The organism is Micromonospora sp. WMMD812 (assembly GCF_027497215.1).
In the GTDB taxonomy this organism is placed as follows: Bacteria; Actinomycetota; Actinomycetes; order Mycobacteriales; family Micromonosporaceae; genus Micromonospora.
On record NZ_CP114904.1, the window covers coordinates 3,106,277 to 3,120,686 of the forward strand.

17 protein-coding genes and 1 pseudogene are annotated in these 14,410 nt (G+C 73.8%); 4 read left to right on the plus strand and 14 right to left on the minus strand.

Translation table 11 applies throughout. The annotated features are described in order from the left end of the window. Positions 1 to 104 precede the first annotated feature (104 nt). Positions 105 to 1,286 carry an aminotransferase class V-fold PLP-dependent enzyme gene (locus O7603_RS14160; protein ID WP_281576172.1) on the plus strand — a complete coding sequence of 394 codons (1,182 nt, stop codon included), beginning with the start codon at positions 105 to 107 and terminating at the stop codon, positions 1,284 to 1,286. 28 nt (positions 1,287 to 1,314) lie between these two features. On the opposite strand, the pseudogene O7603_RS14165 reads toward O7603_RS14160, so the two are convergent. Continuing rightward, positions 1,315 to 1,920, minus strand: a pseudogene (locus O7603_RS14165) (M23 family metallopeptidase); the annotation flags it as partial. Positions 1,921 to 2,063: 143 nt separating this feature from the next. Between O7603_RS14165 and O7603_RS14170 the strand changes: the two are divergent. Continuing rightward, a complete protein-coding gene (locus tag O7603_RS14170; protein ID WP_281576173.1) occupies positions 2,064 to 2,717 on the plus strand; it encodes a class I SAM-dependent methyltransferase in 654 nt (217 codons plus the stop codon). 256 nt (positions 2,718 to 2,973) lie between these two features. Beyond that, positions 2,974 to 4,104 carry a sulfite oxidase gene (locus O7603_RS14175; RefSeq protein ID WP_281576174.1) on the plus strand — a complete coding sequence of 377 codons (1,131 nt, stop codon included), beginning with the start codon at positions 2,974 to 2,976 and terminating at the stop codon, positions 4,102 to 4,104. A 19-nt stretch (positions 4,105 to 4,123) separates the two neighbouring features. On the opposite strand, the gene O7603_RS14180 is transcribed toward O7603_RS14175, so the two are convergent. The 12 genes from O7603_RS14180 to proS all read right to left on the minus strand — a co-directional run bounded on the left by O7603_RS14180 (position 4,124) and on the right by proS (position 12,550). Beyond that, a complete protein-coding gene (locus O7603_RS14180; RefSeq protein ID WP_007075222.1) occupies positions 4,124 to 4,447 on the minus strand; it encodes a DUF2469 domain-containing protein in 324 nt (107 codons plus the stop codon). Continuing rightward, a complete protein-coding gene (locus O7603_RS14185) occupies positions 4,444 to 5,367 on the minus strand; it encodes a ribonuclease HII (protein WP_281576175.1) in 924 nt (307 codons plus the stop codon). The genes O7603_RS14180 and O7603_RS14185 overlap by 4 nt, the downstream gene beginning before the upstream one ends. Next, positions 5,361 to 5,903, minus strand: coding sequence for an NUDIX domain-containing protein (locus tag O7603_RS14190; protein ID WP_281576176.1), 543 nt, complete (start codon positions 5,901 to 5,903; stop codon positions 5,361 to 5,363). The genes O7603_RS14185 and O7603_RS14190 overlap by 7 nt, the downstream gene beginning before the upstream one ends. A gap of 52 nt (positions 5,904 to 5,955) precedes the next feature. Next, complete coding sequence (gene lepB / locus O7603_RS14195; protein WP_281576177.1) at positions 5,956 to 6,591, minus strand: signal peptidase I; 636 nt, start codon at positions 6,589 to 6,591, stop codon at positions 5,956 to 5,958. A gap of 10 nt (positions 6,592 to 6,601) precedes the next feature. After that, entirely contained in the window at positions 6,602 to 7,474 is an 873-nt protein-coding gene (lepB, locus tag O7603_RS14200) for a signal peptidase I (protein ID WP_281576178.1), read from the minus strand. Positions 7,475 to 7,658: 184 nt separating this feature from the next. Continuing rightward, positions 7,659 to 8,015: a 50S ribosomal protein L19 gene (rplS, locus tag O7603_RS14205; protein ID WP_281576179.1), complete on the minus strand. Its 357-nt coding sequence runs from the start codon at positions 8,013 to 8,015 to the stop codon at positions 7,659 to 7,661. Positions 8,016 to 8,158: 143 nt separating this feature from the next. Continuing rightward, the gene (trmD, locus tag O7603_RS14210; protein WP_281576180.1) at positions 8,159 to 8,932 is read right to left on the minus strand and encodes a tRNA (guanosine(37)-N1)-methyltransferase TrmD; all 774 of its coding nucleotides are present in this window, start codon (positions 8,930 to 8,932) and stop codon (positions 8,159 to 8,161) included. Between the two features lie 38 nt (positions 8,933 to 8,970). Continuing rightward, the gene (gene rimM / locus O7603_RS14215; RefSeq protein WP_281576699.1) at positions 8,971 to 9,519 is read right to left on the minus strand and encodes a ribosome maturation factor RimM; all 549 of its coding nucleotides are present in this window, start codon (positions 9,517 to 9,519) and stop codon (positions 8,971 to 8,973) included. A 2-nt stretch (positions 9,520 to 9,521) separates the two neighbouring features. Further along, positions 9,522 to 9,782 (minus strand): RNA-binding protein, encoded by a 261-nt coding sequence (locus O7603_RS14220; protein ID WP_186718042.1) that lies wholly within the window; start codon positions 9,780 to 9,782, stop codon positions 9,522 to 9,524. Continuing rightward, a complete protein-coding gene (gene rpsP / locus O7603_RS14225) occupies positions 9,757 to 10,227 on the minus strand; it encodes a 30S ribosomal protein S16 (RefSeq protein ID WP_281576181.1) in 471 nt (156 codons plus the stop codon). The genes O7603_RS14220 and rpsP overlap by 26 nt, the downstream gene beginning before the upstream one ends. A gap of 246 nt (positions 10,228 to 10,473) precedes the next feature. Further along, positions 10,474 to 11,142, minus strand: a complete 669-nt coding sequence (locus tag O7603_RS14230) for a DUF402 domain-containing protein (protein WP_281576182.1) — start codon at positions 11,140 to 11,142, stop codon at positions 10,474 to 10,476. Position 11,143: 1 nt separating this feature from the next. Further along, positions 11,144 to 12,550, minus strand: a complete 1,407-nt coding sequence (gene proS, locus O7603_RS14235; protein ID WP_281576183.1) for a proline--tRNA ligase — start codon at positions 12,548 to 12,550, stop codon at positions 11,144 to 11,146. 69 nt (positions 12,551 to 12,619) lie between these two features. On the opposite strand from proS, the gene O7603_RS14240 reads away from it, so the two are divergent. Further along, complete coding sequence (locus O7603_RS14240; protein WP_281576184.1) at positions 12,620 to 13,186, plus strand: hypothetical protein; 567 nt, start codon at positions 12,620 to 12,622, stop codon at positions 13,184 to 13,186. Positions 13,187 to 13,196: 10 nt separating this feature from the next. On the opposite strand, the gene O7603_RS14245 is transcribed toward O7603_RS14240, so the two are convergent. Beyond that, complete coding sequence (locus tag O7603_RS14245; protein ID WP_281576185.1) at positions 13,197 to 14,276, minus strand: amidohydrolase family protein; 1,080 nt, start codon at positions 14,274 to 14,276, stop codon at positions 13,197 to 13,199. Positions 14,277 to 14,410: the final 134 nt, after the last annotated feature.

Consider the following 14,410-nt stretch of genomic DNA (forward strand, 5'->3'; position numbering starts at 1 on the left):
GTCCCCGGGCCTGGCCCACGAACGCGCCGCACAGGCTGGCGTTCCGCGGCCCGGGACCTGGCGGAACCGGCGGGCGATGATCCACCGACGGTTACGATCATCCGGTGAGCGTCCCGCAGCCACCGGAGCCGATTCCGGGCGCCCGTCTGCTCTTCTCCCTCGACCCGGCGGTCAGTCACCTCAACCACGGCTCGTTCGGCGCGGTGCCGATCAGCGTTCAGCGGGCCCAGCAGCGGCTGCGGGACGAGATGGAGGCCAACCCGCTGCGCTTCTTCACCCAGGGGCTGATCGATCGGATCGCCCACACCCGCCGGCACCTGGCCGGCTTCCTCGGCGCGGACCCGGACGGCACCGCGCTGGTCGGCAATACCACCACCGGCGTGGCCGTGGTGCTCCAGTCGCTGGGCCTGCGACCGGGTGACGAGGTGCTCAGCACCGACCACGGGTACGGCGCGGTCAGCCTCTCCATCCAGCGGGAGTGCCGCCGCACCGGGGCGGAGAGCCGGGTGCTGGCGGTGCCGCTGGCGGCCACCGACGAGGAGGTCGTCGAGACCGTCCGGTCGGCGCTGCGCCCGGGCCGGACCCGGGTGCTCGTGGTGGACCAGCTGACCTCGGCCACGGCTCGGCTCCTGCCGGTCGCCGCCATCGTCGGGGTGGCCCGCGAACAGGGCGTGCCGGTCCTCGTCGACGCGGCGCACGTACCGGGGATGCTGCCGACCACCGTGGCGAGCGTCGGCGCCGACTTCTGGGTGGGGAACCTGCACAAGTGGGCGTACGCGCCGCGCGGCACGGCGGTGCTCGTGGTGGCGCCGCCGTGGCGGGACCGGATCGAGCCACTGGTGGTGTCCTGGGAACAGGAGTCCGGTTTCCCGGCTCGGCTCGAGTGGCAGGCGACCCTCGACTACACGTCCTGGCTGGCCGCTCCGGCCGGGGTGTTCACGTTGCGCAGCCTCGGCCTCGACCGGGTGCGGGCGCACAACGCCGTGTTGGCGGCGTACGGCCAGCGGGTGGTGGGTGATGCGCTCGGCGTGGCGCCGTCCCACCTGCCCGACCCCGGCGGGCCCGAGGTCGCCATGCGGATCATCCCGCTGTCGCCCGGTCTGGCCACCACCGTCGACGAGGCACGGGCGTTGCAGCAGCGGATCGCCGAGCGGCTCAGCAGCGAGGTGGCGGTGATGTCGTGGAAGGGCCGGGGTTGGCTGCGGCTCTGTGGGCAGGTCTACAACTCCCCGGACGAGTACGAGCGGCTGGCCGTGCGGCTGCCCCCACTGCTCGCGCAACGCTGACGGGCCGGACGGCCCGCGCCGGAGCCGCGCCGTCGACGGGAAGCAGTCGGACCGGCCCGAGGCCGAGCAGCGCGAGGGGTCGAGGTAGGCGTCCCCGCGGCGCAGCCCCCAGTGCAGGCAGGCCGCCGCCGGACAGCCCGGGTGACCGGCCAGCAGCACCCCCCAGCGGAGCACCGGCGGCGACCGGCGCGCCGGCGGCCACCCCGGGCCGCACCGGCTCGTAGGTGGTCCGCAGCCCGTCGGCGTGCCTGACGGTGACCACCGGCCGCCCGGCCACCATCCCGGCGAAGAGCACGGTCCCGGGCCCGGCGGCGCGGACGGTCGCGCCCGCCGGGACGGCCAGGTCGACGCCCCGGTGTCCGGGCAGCCACGGCTGCGGTGGCGGGTCGAACCGGCGCACGGGTCGGGGCGCCCCGTCGAGCGGCCACCGGAAGCGACCGGCTCCGGCGCCCGGATCGGCCACCGCCCGCCCCGTTACGCCGTGCCCAGGCCACGCCCGTACGGTCGCTGCCGGACCGGCCACGGCCGGTAGCACCGCGCCGCAGAGCGGGACGGCGAGCCAGAACGGGACGGCGACCCAGACCAGCAGCGTACGGCGGATCGCGGTCGGGAGCGGCGGTCGCGTCGGTCGCATGACGGGCAGCGTGCCCGAGCTGGCACCGGTCCGACACGGCCCGACGCGTCCGCTGTGGACAACCGGGTGCCCTGTGGACAGTGCCCGCCGAGCCGGTTGATCTGCTATGCGCGCCGCCCGTCGCCGCCGCCTATGCTGGCCCGATGACGCGGGACTGGTACGCCTGGCACGACGACTACGACCAGCCCGGTTCCCCGCTGGCCCGGCGGCTGGCCGAGGTGCGGCGGCACCTCCGCGACGCCCTGGACCGGGCGCCGGCCGGCCCGCTGCGCGCGGTCAGCCTCTGCGCCGGACAGGGACGGGACCTGATACCGGTGCTCGCCGACCACCCCCGCGGGCGCGACGTGACCGCCCGTCTCGTCGAGCTGGATCCCCGCAACGCGGAGATCGCCGCGTCCGCCGCCCGGGCCGCCGGGCTGACCGACGTACGGGTGGTGGTCGACGACGCGGCCCGCACCGACGCGTACGCCGACCTCGCCCCGGCCGACCTCGTGCTGGTCTGCGGGGTGTTCGGCAACGTGTCGGACGCGGACATCCGGGCCACCGTCCGGCACTGCGCCGCGCTCTGCGCGACCGACGGCACGGTCTTCTGGACCCGCCACCGGGGCGAGCCCGACCTGGTCCCGGCCATCTGCGACTGGTTCGCCGAGGCGGAGTTCCGCCCGGTCGCGGTGACCACCCCGGCCGACCGGGTCGGCGTCGGCGTGCACCGTTTCGTCGGCCGGCCGCGTCCGCTGCCCGCCGGCGTGCGGATGTTCGAGTTCGTCGACCGCCCGCGGCGGGACGACACGGCCTGACCGCCGCCGCCCCGACGGGTGAGGACGAATCGGCCCGACCGCCGCCGCCCCGACGGGTGAGGACGACACGGCCCGACCGCCGCCACCCGATGGGAGAGCGGGTCGGCGCAGTGAGCCCGGCACCGCCTGACCGCACCCGCCCGACCGAGGAGCGGGCCCGCGCCGGCCGGACGGGGTCTGCCCGGGTCCGGCGACGCGCCCTAGGCTGGGGCGGGGCACGGTGGAGCGGCCGCCGTCGGGGACCGGGGAGATCAGCATGACGACCGTGGACGACCTGAGCCGGCCCGCCGTGACCGACGTGAGCGGCCCGTCCCGGGTCGCCGGGCCCGGTGAGGGGATCGGCGCCGACGAGCTGCAGTTGGCCGCGCGCAACCACGGCATCCCGCTGGAGGCGCTGCGCTACGACGTCACCCCGGCCGGGCTGCACTACCTGCTGATCCACTACGACATCCCGGAGCTGGACCCGGCGACGCACGCGCTGACCGTCGACGGCGCGGTGGAATGGCCGCTGCGCCTCGGGCTCGCCGAGCTTCGCGAGCGGCCCCGGGTTACCCGGCCGGTGACCCTGGAGTGCGCCGGCAACGGCCGGGCTCTGCTGCACCCGCGGCCGGTGAGCCAGCCCTGGCTGGTGGAGGCGGTGGGTAACGCGGAGTGGACCGGCACGCCGCTGGCGCCGCTGCTGCGCGAGGCGGGGATCGCGCCGGAGGCCGTCGACGTGGTCTTCACCGGCGCCGACCACGGCGTCGAGCGGGGCGTCGAGCAGGACTACCAGCGGGCGCTGCCGGTCGCCGACGCGCTGCGCGAGGAGGTCCTGCTGGCGTACGAGATGAACGGCGCTCCCCTGCTGCCGCAGCACGGCGCCCCGCTGCGGCTGATCGTGCCCGGCTGGTACGGGATGGCGCACGTCAAGTGGCTCCGGTCGATCAGCGTGGTGACCGAGCCGTTCCAGGGTTATCAGAACGCGGTCGCGTACCGCCTGCGGCAGGACGCCGACGACCCGGGCGTGCCGGTGACGCGGATCGAGCCCCGCGCCCTGGTGCGGCCGCCCGGCTTCCCGGACTTCATGTCCCGCGCCCGGGTGCTCCGACCGGGACCGTGCACGGTGGACGGTCGGGCCTGGTCGGGTCACGCCCCGGTGGTCTCGGTCGAGGTGACGACGGACGGCGGGGCGACCTGGGCACCGGCCACTCTGGACGAGCCGACCGGCGGTGACTTCGCCTGGCGGCGCTGGCGCTACGAGTGGGCGGCGCAGCCGGGCCGGTACGTCCTGGGCGCGCGGGCCACCGACGCCTCGGGGCGGACCCAGCCGGTCGAGCAGCCGTGGAACCGGGGCGGCTTCGCCAACAATCTGGTCCAGCGCGTCGAGGTCGCGGTCATCCCGGAGTGAGGGTGGACGGAGGGGTCGGTCAGCCGCCGAAGCCGGAGTCGGCGGGCAGGGAGATGTCGGGCTTCTCCAGCTCCTCGACGTTGACATCCTTGAACGTCATTACCCGGACGTTCTTCACGAACCGGGCAGGACGGTACATGTCCCACACCCAGGCGTCGTGCATCTCCACCTCGAAGTAGACCTCGCCGTCCGAGTTGCGGACGTGCAGGTCGACCTGGTTGGCCAGGTAGAAGCGGCGCTCGGTCTCCACCACGTAGGAGAACTGGCGGACAATGTCGCGGTACTCCCGGTAGAGCTGCAGCTCCATCTCGGTCTCGTACTTCTCGAGATCTTCCGCGCTCATCGCTCTCCGCCCTCCATGCCCACATCTTCCCCCACCGGCGGCGGCGGCCGAAGCTGCTCGCCCAACGCCACGCCGACGGTACTCCCTGGCGCGCAAGAGCGCTCCATCGGCTCGTCCGGGCCCCCGGCCGGGCCCGTCAGGCCGCCGTCGAAGAGCACCCCCGGGCCGTCGTCGAAGAGCGTGTCCGGGTCGTCGCCGCCTGCCATGGAAGCGGCGGCCAGAGCCGCCCCGGAGGCCAGCACCGGCCGGCGGGACCTCGGCGGCCGGCCGTCCCGGCCGGACACGCTCGCCACGTTCACGTACGAGAACCGGTGTTCCCGGCACGGCCCGTGCTCCCGCAGCGCGGCGGTGTGTTCGGGGGTGATGTAGCCCTTGTGCTCGGCGAAACCGTACGCCGGGAACGTCCCGTCGAGCTCCACCATGATCCGGTCCCGGGTGACCTTGGCCAGCACACTCGCCGCCGCCACGCAGGCAGCCACCCGATCGCCCTTCCAGACCGCCAGGCCGGGCACGTCCAGCCCGTCCACCCCGAAGCCGTCGGTGAGTACGTATTCCGGCCGGGTGGTGAGCGAGGCCAATGCCCGACGCATCGCGGCGAGGTTGCACACGTGCAGCCCCCGCGCGTCGACCTCCTCAGCCGGGATCACCACGACCGCGTATGCCAGCGCCCGGGAGACCACCTCGTCGTAGATCCGCTCCCGGCTGGCCGGGGTGAGCAGCTTCGAGTCGGCCAGCCCGTCGATCTCGCCGCGCCGCCCCTCCGGCAGCACCGCCGCGGCGGCGACCAGCGGCCCGGCGCAGGCACCCCGACCAGCCTCGTCGGCACCGGCCACGTGCCGGAAGCCGCGCCTCTGCAACGCCCGCTCCAGCGCGTAGAGCCCGGCCTCCCGGCGCACGACGGTGCGCGGCGGGGTCAGCACGCCGCACCTGACTCGCCGGCGCCGCCCGAGCCGCCGAGGATGCCCCCGTCCGGGGCGCCGTCGCCCGAGGCCGGGTCCTCGGCCGCGGCCAGCACCCTCGTCAGCAGCTCGGGCAGGTCGTTCGGGTAGTACAGCTCCGGGCTCGCCGCCAGCTCGGCGACCGACCACCAGCGGTGGCCCGTAGTGCTGGCCTGCTCGATGGCGTCGAAGCCCGAGGTGTCCACCTCCCAGGACGGCACCCGCACCAGGAAGAACTCCTGCTCCTGGCGGTACCACACGCCGTCGAACGGGAACTCGACCGTCTCCCGCCAGACCGGCTCACCCAGCTCGGTGGGGGCCAGTCGCAGCCCCGTCTCCTCGGCCAGTTCCCGGGCCGCGCCCGCGGCCGACGACTCGCCCGAGTCCAGCCCGCCGCCGGGGGTGAACCAGTACCGGTGCTCGGGGCGGGCCGGGTCGAAGCCAGCGAAGAGCAGCGCCCGGCCGTCCGCGTCGACGAGCAGCACACGCGCCGCGCGTCGAGGGGTGTAGACGGTCACCGCACCAGCCTGCCAGACCGGCCGCCGATCGCCCACGCCCCCCGGGGGGCCGCTACGGGTTCGGGACGCCGTCGAACTGCTCCGGCACGCTCAGCCACTTGGCCCGGCTCACCGGCCAGAAGACGGTGAAGGCCCGGCCCACCACCTCGTCCTCGGGGATGGTGGCCGCGGTGATGTCCTGCCCGGACTGCTGCCAGTGCTCCAGCGAGTCACCGGAGGCCGAACGGTGGTCGCCCATCACCCAGAGCCGGCCCTTCGGCACCGTGATGTCGAACTCCTGGTCGGCCGGCTTGTCGCGCTGACCGTCCAGTGAGAAGATGTACGGCTCGTCGAGCGACCGGCCGTTGATCACCAGACGGTCCTCGGCGTCGCAGCAGACCACGTGGTCGCCGCCGACGCCGATCACCCGCTTGATGAAGTCCTCGCCGTCGGGGTTGCCGCTCCACTCGAGGGGCGCCTTGAAGACGATCACCTCGCCGCGGTGCGGGGACCGGAAGTCGTAGACCAGCTTGTTGACCAGCACCCGATCGTCGATCTGGAGGGTGTTCTCCATGGACGGGGAGGGGATGAAGAAGGTCTGCAGGACGAAGGCGCGCACCAGCACCGCGACCAGGATCGCCACACCCAGCAGAATCGGCAGCTCCTTCCAGAAGGAGCTGCGCGGCTTGTCGGTCTGCTCGTCAATCACGCCAAGGAGCCTACGTTGCCCGGCCGGACGTCACCGTCCGGAACGCGCGAGAACGGGCCAGGGCGGCCGTGAGCGGCAGGAGGAGCACCACGTCGCCCTGCGGCACCGGCCGGACCGGGGCCGGACCGGGCGGCGACGCGGCGGGCGGCCCGGAGACTGCGGCGAACGTCTCGGGCACCGGCAGGGTGGCCCATCGCGAGGACGGCCAGACCACCATGAAGGCCCGGCCGACCACGTTGTCGATCGGCACCGGCCCCTGGCACCGGGCGTCCTGGGAGACCAGCCGGTGGTCACCCATCACGAAGATCTGGCCGGGCGGGACCACGACCTCGTCGAAGCGGCGCGAGCGGCACTCCCGGGGGTCCGGCGGGATGTCCAGCGGCGAGTCCTCGAGGACGTACGGCTCGTCCAGCGGCGTCCCGTTGACGGTGACCCGACCCTGCGCGTCGCAGCACTTGACGCGGTCGCCGGGCAGGCCGATCACCCGCTTGATGAAGTCCTTCTCGCCGGGGCGGCTCACCCCGACCAGATCGCCGACGGTGCGGCCCAGCTTGCCGACGAAGCCCGGCTCCGGCTCGGCGTCGACCTGCGGCGCCCACCGGTCGGTGCCCCGGAACACCACCACCTCGCCGCGCAACGGGTCCCGTACGTCGTAGACGACCTTGTTGACGAGCACCCGGTCACCGACGAGGAGGGTGTCCTCCATCGAGCCGGAGGGGATGAAGAACGCCTGGAGCAGGAAGGTGCGGATCAGCACCGCGAGGCAGAACGCCACCACCAGCAGCAGCGGGAGTTCCTGCCAGAGGGGCATCTGTCGCCGGGTGCGGCGGACCCGGCGACGCCACGGGTCGACTGTGCCGTCCTCGTCAACCGTCTGCGCCACGCCACTCCCCGATCCGCAGAAACGACACCGCCGCCCGGGAGCCTCGGTGAGGCCCCACGGGCGGCAGTGGACGGCTCCCCGCGCTACCGCGGGACCGCCGCCTCGCTGCGCCCGTGCCGACCAGGGTAGTGCGGACCGGTCGGTACGGCATACGTGCAGCTCAGGCGGCGTGGCGAGCGGGAAGTCAGCTCGGCTGCTTCTCCCGCTTCTCCTTGATCTTGGCCTTCTTGCCGCGCAGCTCGCGCAGGTAGTAGAGCTTGGCGCGACGGACGTCACCGCGGGTCACGACCTCGATCCGGTCGATCGACGGGTTGTTCACCGGGTAGGTCCGCTCCACACCCACACCGAAGCTGATCTTGCGGACCGAGAAGGTCTCGCGCAGCCCGTCACCCTGGCGGCGGATGACGACGCCCTGGAAGATCTGGACACGGGACCGGTTGCCCTCGACCACCCGCGCGTGCACCTTCACGGTGTCACCGGCGCGGAAGTCGGGGATGTCGACCCGCTTCGACTGGGCGTCAAGGGCGTCCAGGATGTTCATCGCTGCGTCCTCGTAAGGCTCACGGCGCACCGTCAGTCGGTGCGCGATTGGGTGATTCTGATCCCCGGGTGGTGGTCGGTCGGGCCGACCCCGGTCGAGGATCCTCGCAGCCGCCCACGGCGCGGCCGACTGCGGCAACCCCTCTACTTTGCCATATCCCCCGGCGGCACCTGAAATCCGGCCCGGTCCAGCGCGGCTACGTCCCGTTTGTCCAGGCGCTCCGGGTTCAGGGCGGCCAGCATGTCCGGCCGGCGGTGGGCGGTGCGAACCAGACCCTCCTCCCGCCGCCAGCGGGCGATCCGCCCGTGGTCACCGGAGCGCAGCACCTCGGGCACGTCGTGCCCCCGCCAGCTCGGCGGCTTGGTGTAGACCGGCGCCTCCAGCAGCCCGTGGGCGTGCGACTCCTCGTCCAGCGAGCCGGCGTTGCCGAGCACGCCGGGCAGCAGCCGGGTGACCGCCTCCATGATCACCAGCACCGCGACCTCGCCACCGAAGAGCACGTAGTCGCCGAGGGAGACCTCGGTGACCGGCATCCGGGTCGCGGCGTGGTCGAGCACCCGCTGGTCGATGCCCTCGTAGCGGCCGCACGCGAAGAGCAGGTGCTCCTCGGCGGCCAGCTCGTACGCCATCGCCTGGGTGAACCGGGCGCCGACCGGGGACGGCACCAGCAGCCGCGGCGGCGTGGCCTCCGGTGGCGCGAGGGCGTCCAACGCCTCACCCCACGGCTCCGGCCGCATCACCATGCCCGGCCCGCCGCCGTAGGGGGTGTCGTCGACCGTGCGGTGCACGTCGTGGGTCCAGGTCCGCAGATCGTGCACGGCGAGCCGCAGCGTCCCGTTGGCCCGGGCCTTGCCGATCAACGACAGGTCCAGCGGGGCGAAGTACTCGGGGAAGATCGAAACGATGTCGACGCGCATGCGGGGCTCTCCAGCGGGTCCGGGGCCCGACGGAGGCCCTACAGGTCGAGTAGGCCGCCGGGCGGGTCGACGACGACGCGACCGCCGGCGAGGTCGACCTCGGGGACTATCGCCTTGACGAACGGGATCAGCGCCGTCCGCCCCTCGGGGCGGCGCAGCACCAGCAGGTCCGAGGAGGGGGCGTGGTCGATCCCGGCCACCTCGCCCAGCCGCTCGCCGGCCGGGTTGACCACGGCCAGCCCGACCAGCTGATGGTCGTGGAACTCCTCCGGGTCCTCCGGCGGAGCGACGTCGCCGCTGTCGACCCCGACCAGGGTTCCACGCAGCGCCTCGGCGACATTCCGGTCCAGCACGCCCTCGAACGCGACCAGCAGTCGGCCCTGGTGCCACCGGGCCGACTCGACGGTCAACTCGGCCGGAACCCGGAACGGCACGCCGGCACCGGGCTCCGCCGGAGGCGTCGCCCCCGGCTCGGTGTGAAGTACCGAGCCGGGGGCGAACCGCGCTTCCGGTTCGTCGGTCCGCACCTCCACGGTGACCTCACCGCGGATCCCGTGCGGCTTACCGATCCTGCCGACGATGAGCAGCATCAGTACGAGTCGACGATGTCGACGCGTACGCCGCGCCCACCGATGGAGCCGATCACCTGGCGCAGCGCCTTGGCGGTCCGGCCGGACCGCCCGATCACCGTGCCGAGATCCTCGGGGTGCACGCGGACCTCGAGCCGCTTGCCCCGACGGGAGTCGACCAGCCGGACCCGAACGTCATCCGGGTGGTCGACGATGCCCTTGACCAGGTGCTCCAGCGCGGGACGCAGAGGCATGTCAGGCCTGCTCACCGGTGTCGGCAGCAGCCGGGGCCTCGGCCGGAGCCTCGGTCGCCGGGGCCTCGGCCGGAGCCTCGGCAGCCTTGGCGGCCTTCTTGGCCGGCTTGGCCGGGGTCTCCGCGGTCAGCCCGGCCGCGGCCTTGGCCTCGGCCTCGTAGGCCGCCTGGCGGTCGGCCCGCTCCGCGGCGACCTTCAGCGGCGGCGGGGCCGGCAGGCCCTTGAACTTCTGCCAGTCACCGGTCAGCTCCAGCAGCCGCTGCACCGCCTCGCTCGGCTGGGCGCCGACGGACAGCCAGTACTGGACCCGGTCCGACTTGACCTCGATCACCGAAGGGTCTTCCTTCGGCTGGTAGATCCCGACGAACTCGATCGCCCGGCCGTCGCGCTTGGTGCGCGAGTCGGCGACGACGATGCGGTACTGCGGGTTGCGGATCTTGCCCATCCGCAGAAGCCGGATCTTTACGGCCACAGTTGTTTCGCTCCTGTTGCGATCTCACCGGCCCGTTGCGGGCGGTGTGCACGGGTGAGCGCCGACCGGCACAGTGGGGTTGGGCCGGAGACTGCTCGGTGGACTGGCGACGCGCCCGGGTTAGAGGGCGCCGGACGCGCGCCGGATACCAACGACCCATTCTGCCAGATCCGGCCGGGATCTCTCACACCGGACGGCCCGGGTCACCAGCCGAGCGGCGAAAGTGACCGGAACCACAGCGCCGGGTCAGCGCGTCGGGGGGCGGTCCCAGCCGGGCGGGAGGTCGTCGGGGACCGTCCAGCCCGCCGGCGGGGTGAAGTCGCACCAGGTGCCGTCGAACGGGAACTCCCCCGCCTCGGCCTGCGCGATCACCCGCTTGCCCTCGGCCCGGACCGCCGCCTCGTCACCCACCCAGTAGTCGTCCGGGAAGGCCAGCCGCTCGACGAACTCGTCCTCGTCCTTCCACTCCCAGGTGCGGTCCGGCCGGACGACCACGTCGAGGTCCTGGTCGACCACGTCGACGCCGGCCAGGTGACCGTCGTCCCAGCGCACGCCGGGTTCCTCCAGGTTCACGTACCAGTTGGCGAAACGCCCCTGCGCGTCACGGAACCACCAGACCGAGTGCGCCGCCCCGGTGGGCAGGAACTTCAGCACCGGCGGACCGTTCCACCGCCCCTCGGCCAGCCGGTACGACGAGGAGATCCACTCGGCGAAGGTGACCGCCCGCATGCCGAGCCCGGCCTCGGTCACCTCGCTGGCCACCGGCGCGTTCCGGGCGACCCAGAGCAGCAGACCCCGGTCGTCGTCGCTGACCACCCGGGCCGTGCGGACCCAGCCGATCCGGCCGCGCCGGACGTTGCGGTGCACGATCAGCCGCCCCGGCTCCCACCGGTCGGCGGGCGGGCCCGGACGCACGTCAGTAGGCGCGGGCCAGGATGGCGACCAGGTCGGGCTCGTCCTCGGAGTCCGGCACCGAGCCGTCCGCGCGGAGCAGACAGCGCACGGTGACGCCCTGGGCGTTCGCCCGGGCCTCGCCCTCGACGCCCACCGCCGACCACGGCACCCGCGCCCAGCCGGTCGCGGCCGCCTCGATCGCCTCGGCGAGGGTGGACACGTCCACCGTCCGCGACCGACGGCGCGCCAGGGCCTCGTCGTGCAGCGTCTGCTGGTCGGCGTCGAGCGCGGCCAGCACCGCGGCGACCACGTCGGCGACCGGGGTCGGCGCCTTCGAGCCGTCGGTCCGCCGGACCACGACCGCGTTGCCGGCGGCCAGGTCGCGGGGGCCGACCTCGACGCGTACCGGGTAGCCGCGCAGTTCGGCGTCGACGGCCCGGCGGCCGAACGGGGTGTCGGTGCGGTCGTCGAGCGCCACCCGGACACCGGCGTCGCGCAGGCCGTCGCGCAGCTTGGCCGCCGCCTGGCCGACGCCCTCGCCGTCCTTGACCACCATGACGTACGCCTGCACCGGCGCCAGCTTCGGCGGCACCCGCAGGCCGTTGTCGTCGCCGTGGCACATGATCAGGCCGCCGAGCATCCGCGTCGAGGTGCCCCAGGAGGTGGTCCAGGCGTGCTCCCGGCCGCCCTCGGCCGACGAGTAGCTGATGTCGAAGGCCTTCGCGAAGTTCTGGCCCAGCTCGTGGCTGGTGCCCAGCTGGAGGGCCTTACCGTCACCCATCATGCCTTCGCACGTGTAGGTGGCGGTCGCGCCGGCGAACCGCTCGCGGGCGGTCTTCAGGCCGACCACCACCGGGATGCCCAGCACGTTGACCATCAGGTCCTCGTACGCCTCGTGCAGGATCCGCCGGGCGTACGCGCGGGCGTCCTCGCGGGTGGCGTGCGCGGTGTGCCCCTCCTGCCAGAGGAACTCGCTCGTACGCAGGAAGATCCGGGGGCGCAGCTCCCAGCGGACCACGTTCGCCCACTGGTTGAGCAGCAGCGGCAGGTCACGGTACGAGTCGATCCACTTGGCCATGAACTCGCCGATCACCGTCTCGCTGGTGGGGCGGACCACCACCGGCTCGGCGAGCTGCTTGCCACCGCCGTGGGTAACGACCGCCAGCTCCGGCGAGAAGCCCTCGACGTGCTCGGCCTCGCGCTTGAGGTAGTTCTCGGGGATGAACAGCGGGAAGTACGCGTTCTCCGCGCCGGCGGCCTTGATCCGGGCGTCCATCTCGGCCTGCATCCGCTCCCAGATGGCGTAGCCGGCCGGTCGGATCACCATGGTCCCCCGGACCGGGCCGTTGTCGGCCAGCTTCGCCTTGGCGATCAGGTCCTGGTACCAGCGGGGGAAGTCCTCCGCACGGGGAGTGAGCACGCGTGCCATGACCGCACATCCTATGCGCCGCCGTCGGGGACAGCGGCATCGGGCGCGGCATCACTACCATCTGCCGTCATGGCCCCCCTCGGTTCCTTCTTCGGCCGGTCCTCCGGACCCGCCCCGCTGCCCTACCCGGAGACGTCGCCCCAGGGGCTCGCCGCCCGCTGGGTGCGCTGGGTCGCCGCGCACGGCCCCCTGAAGAACCCGATCCGGGACGAGACCGGCGAGCACGCCGGGCACCACCAGCCACCGGACGTGTGGTTCCTGGGCGGCACCTACGGCGGCGCCGTGGAGCGGCGCTGCGCGGTGCCCGCCGGGCGGCCGCTGTTCTTCCCGGCCTTCAACATGTGGGCGTGGCCGGCCGGCCCGGACGACCTGCCGGTCGTCGACGGGGCGGACGGGTACGCGTCCCTGGACGGGGTGCCGGTGCCGGTGACCGTCATCGGCACACCCGTCCCGTTCGAGGTGCGCGGCGCCCTCGGCAACGGGGTGACCTCGCGCGGCGGGGCGATGCCGGTGTCCGTCTGGGGGCTGTGGGCCCGCCTCGACCCGCCGAGTCCCGGCTCCCACGAGGTGGCCTTCGGCGGCACCGACGGCGGGGGCTTCCGGGTGGAGGCGCGCTACCGGATCGTGGTCGGCTGAGCCGCGCGGCTCAGCGCACCACCCGGCCGCGGAGCACGATCCGGGCCGGGCTCCGCACGACGCGCAGGTCGGCGCGCGGGTCCTCGGGGTAGACCACGAGGTCGGCGAGGCCGCCCTCGACCAGGCCGGGGAACCCGAGCCACTCCCGGGCCCGCCAGCTCGCCGCCGCGAGCACGTCGATCGGGGCCATGCCGGCCTGCTCGTGCAGCAGCAGCATCTCCTCGGCGGCCAGGCCGTGCGCGATACCGCCGCCCGCGTCGGTGCCGACGTAGATCGGCACGCCCGCCTCGTACGCCGACCGGACCACCGCCGGGAACCGGTCGCGCAGGGCGAGCATGTGGTCGGCGTACCCGGGGAACTTGCCGCGCGCCTGCTCGGCGATCCCGCCGAAGGTCCGAATGTTGATCATCGTGGGGACCAGCGCGGTGCCCTGCCGGGCCATCAGGTCGATCAGGTCCGTGCTCAGACCGGTGCCGTGCTCGACCGAGTCCACCCCGGCCCGCACCATGATCTCCACGGCGGACTCGGAGAACGTGTGCACCGCGGCGCGTACCCCGGCGGCGTGCGCGGCCCCGACCGCCGCGGTCATGGTGTCGGCGTCCCAGGCCGGCGCGAGGTCGCCCACGCCCCGGTCGATCCAGTCGCCGACCAGCTTGACCCAGCCGTTGCCAGCCCGGGCCTGCGCGGCCACGGTCGCGGCCACCTCGGCGGCACCGACCTCCACCCCGATGTCCCGCAGGTAACGCTTCGGCGGGGCGACGTGCCGGCCGGCCCGGGCCAGCCGGGGCAGGTCGGCGGCGTCGTCCAGCTCGGGGTACGGGTACGGCGAGCCGGCGTCGCGGATGGCGAGCACACCGGCGTCCCGGTCGGTGTGGGCCAGCTCGCGGGCCTGGTCGAGGGAGGTGATCGGGGCGCCGCCGTGCGCGATGCCGATGTGGCAGTGCGCGTCGGTCAGCCCGGGCAGCACGAAACCACCGTCGGCGATGGTCTCCGCGCCGGGGACCGGTTCGAAGGTCACCCGGTCGTCGACCAGCCACAGGTCCCGGACCTCGTCGTCGGGGAGCAGCACACCGCGCACATGCAGAGCCATGTGCACAGTCCTACCGGATCACACCGCGCGCCGCCTCGGCAGGCCGCCCGCCGCGCGCCGGGGCAGTTCACCCGGACGGGGTGGGGTGGCCTCACCCGGCGCGCGCGGAGGGTGGTGGTACCGCGAGAGCCCAG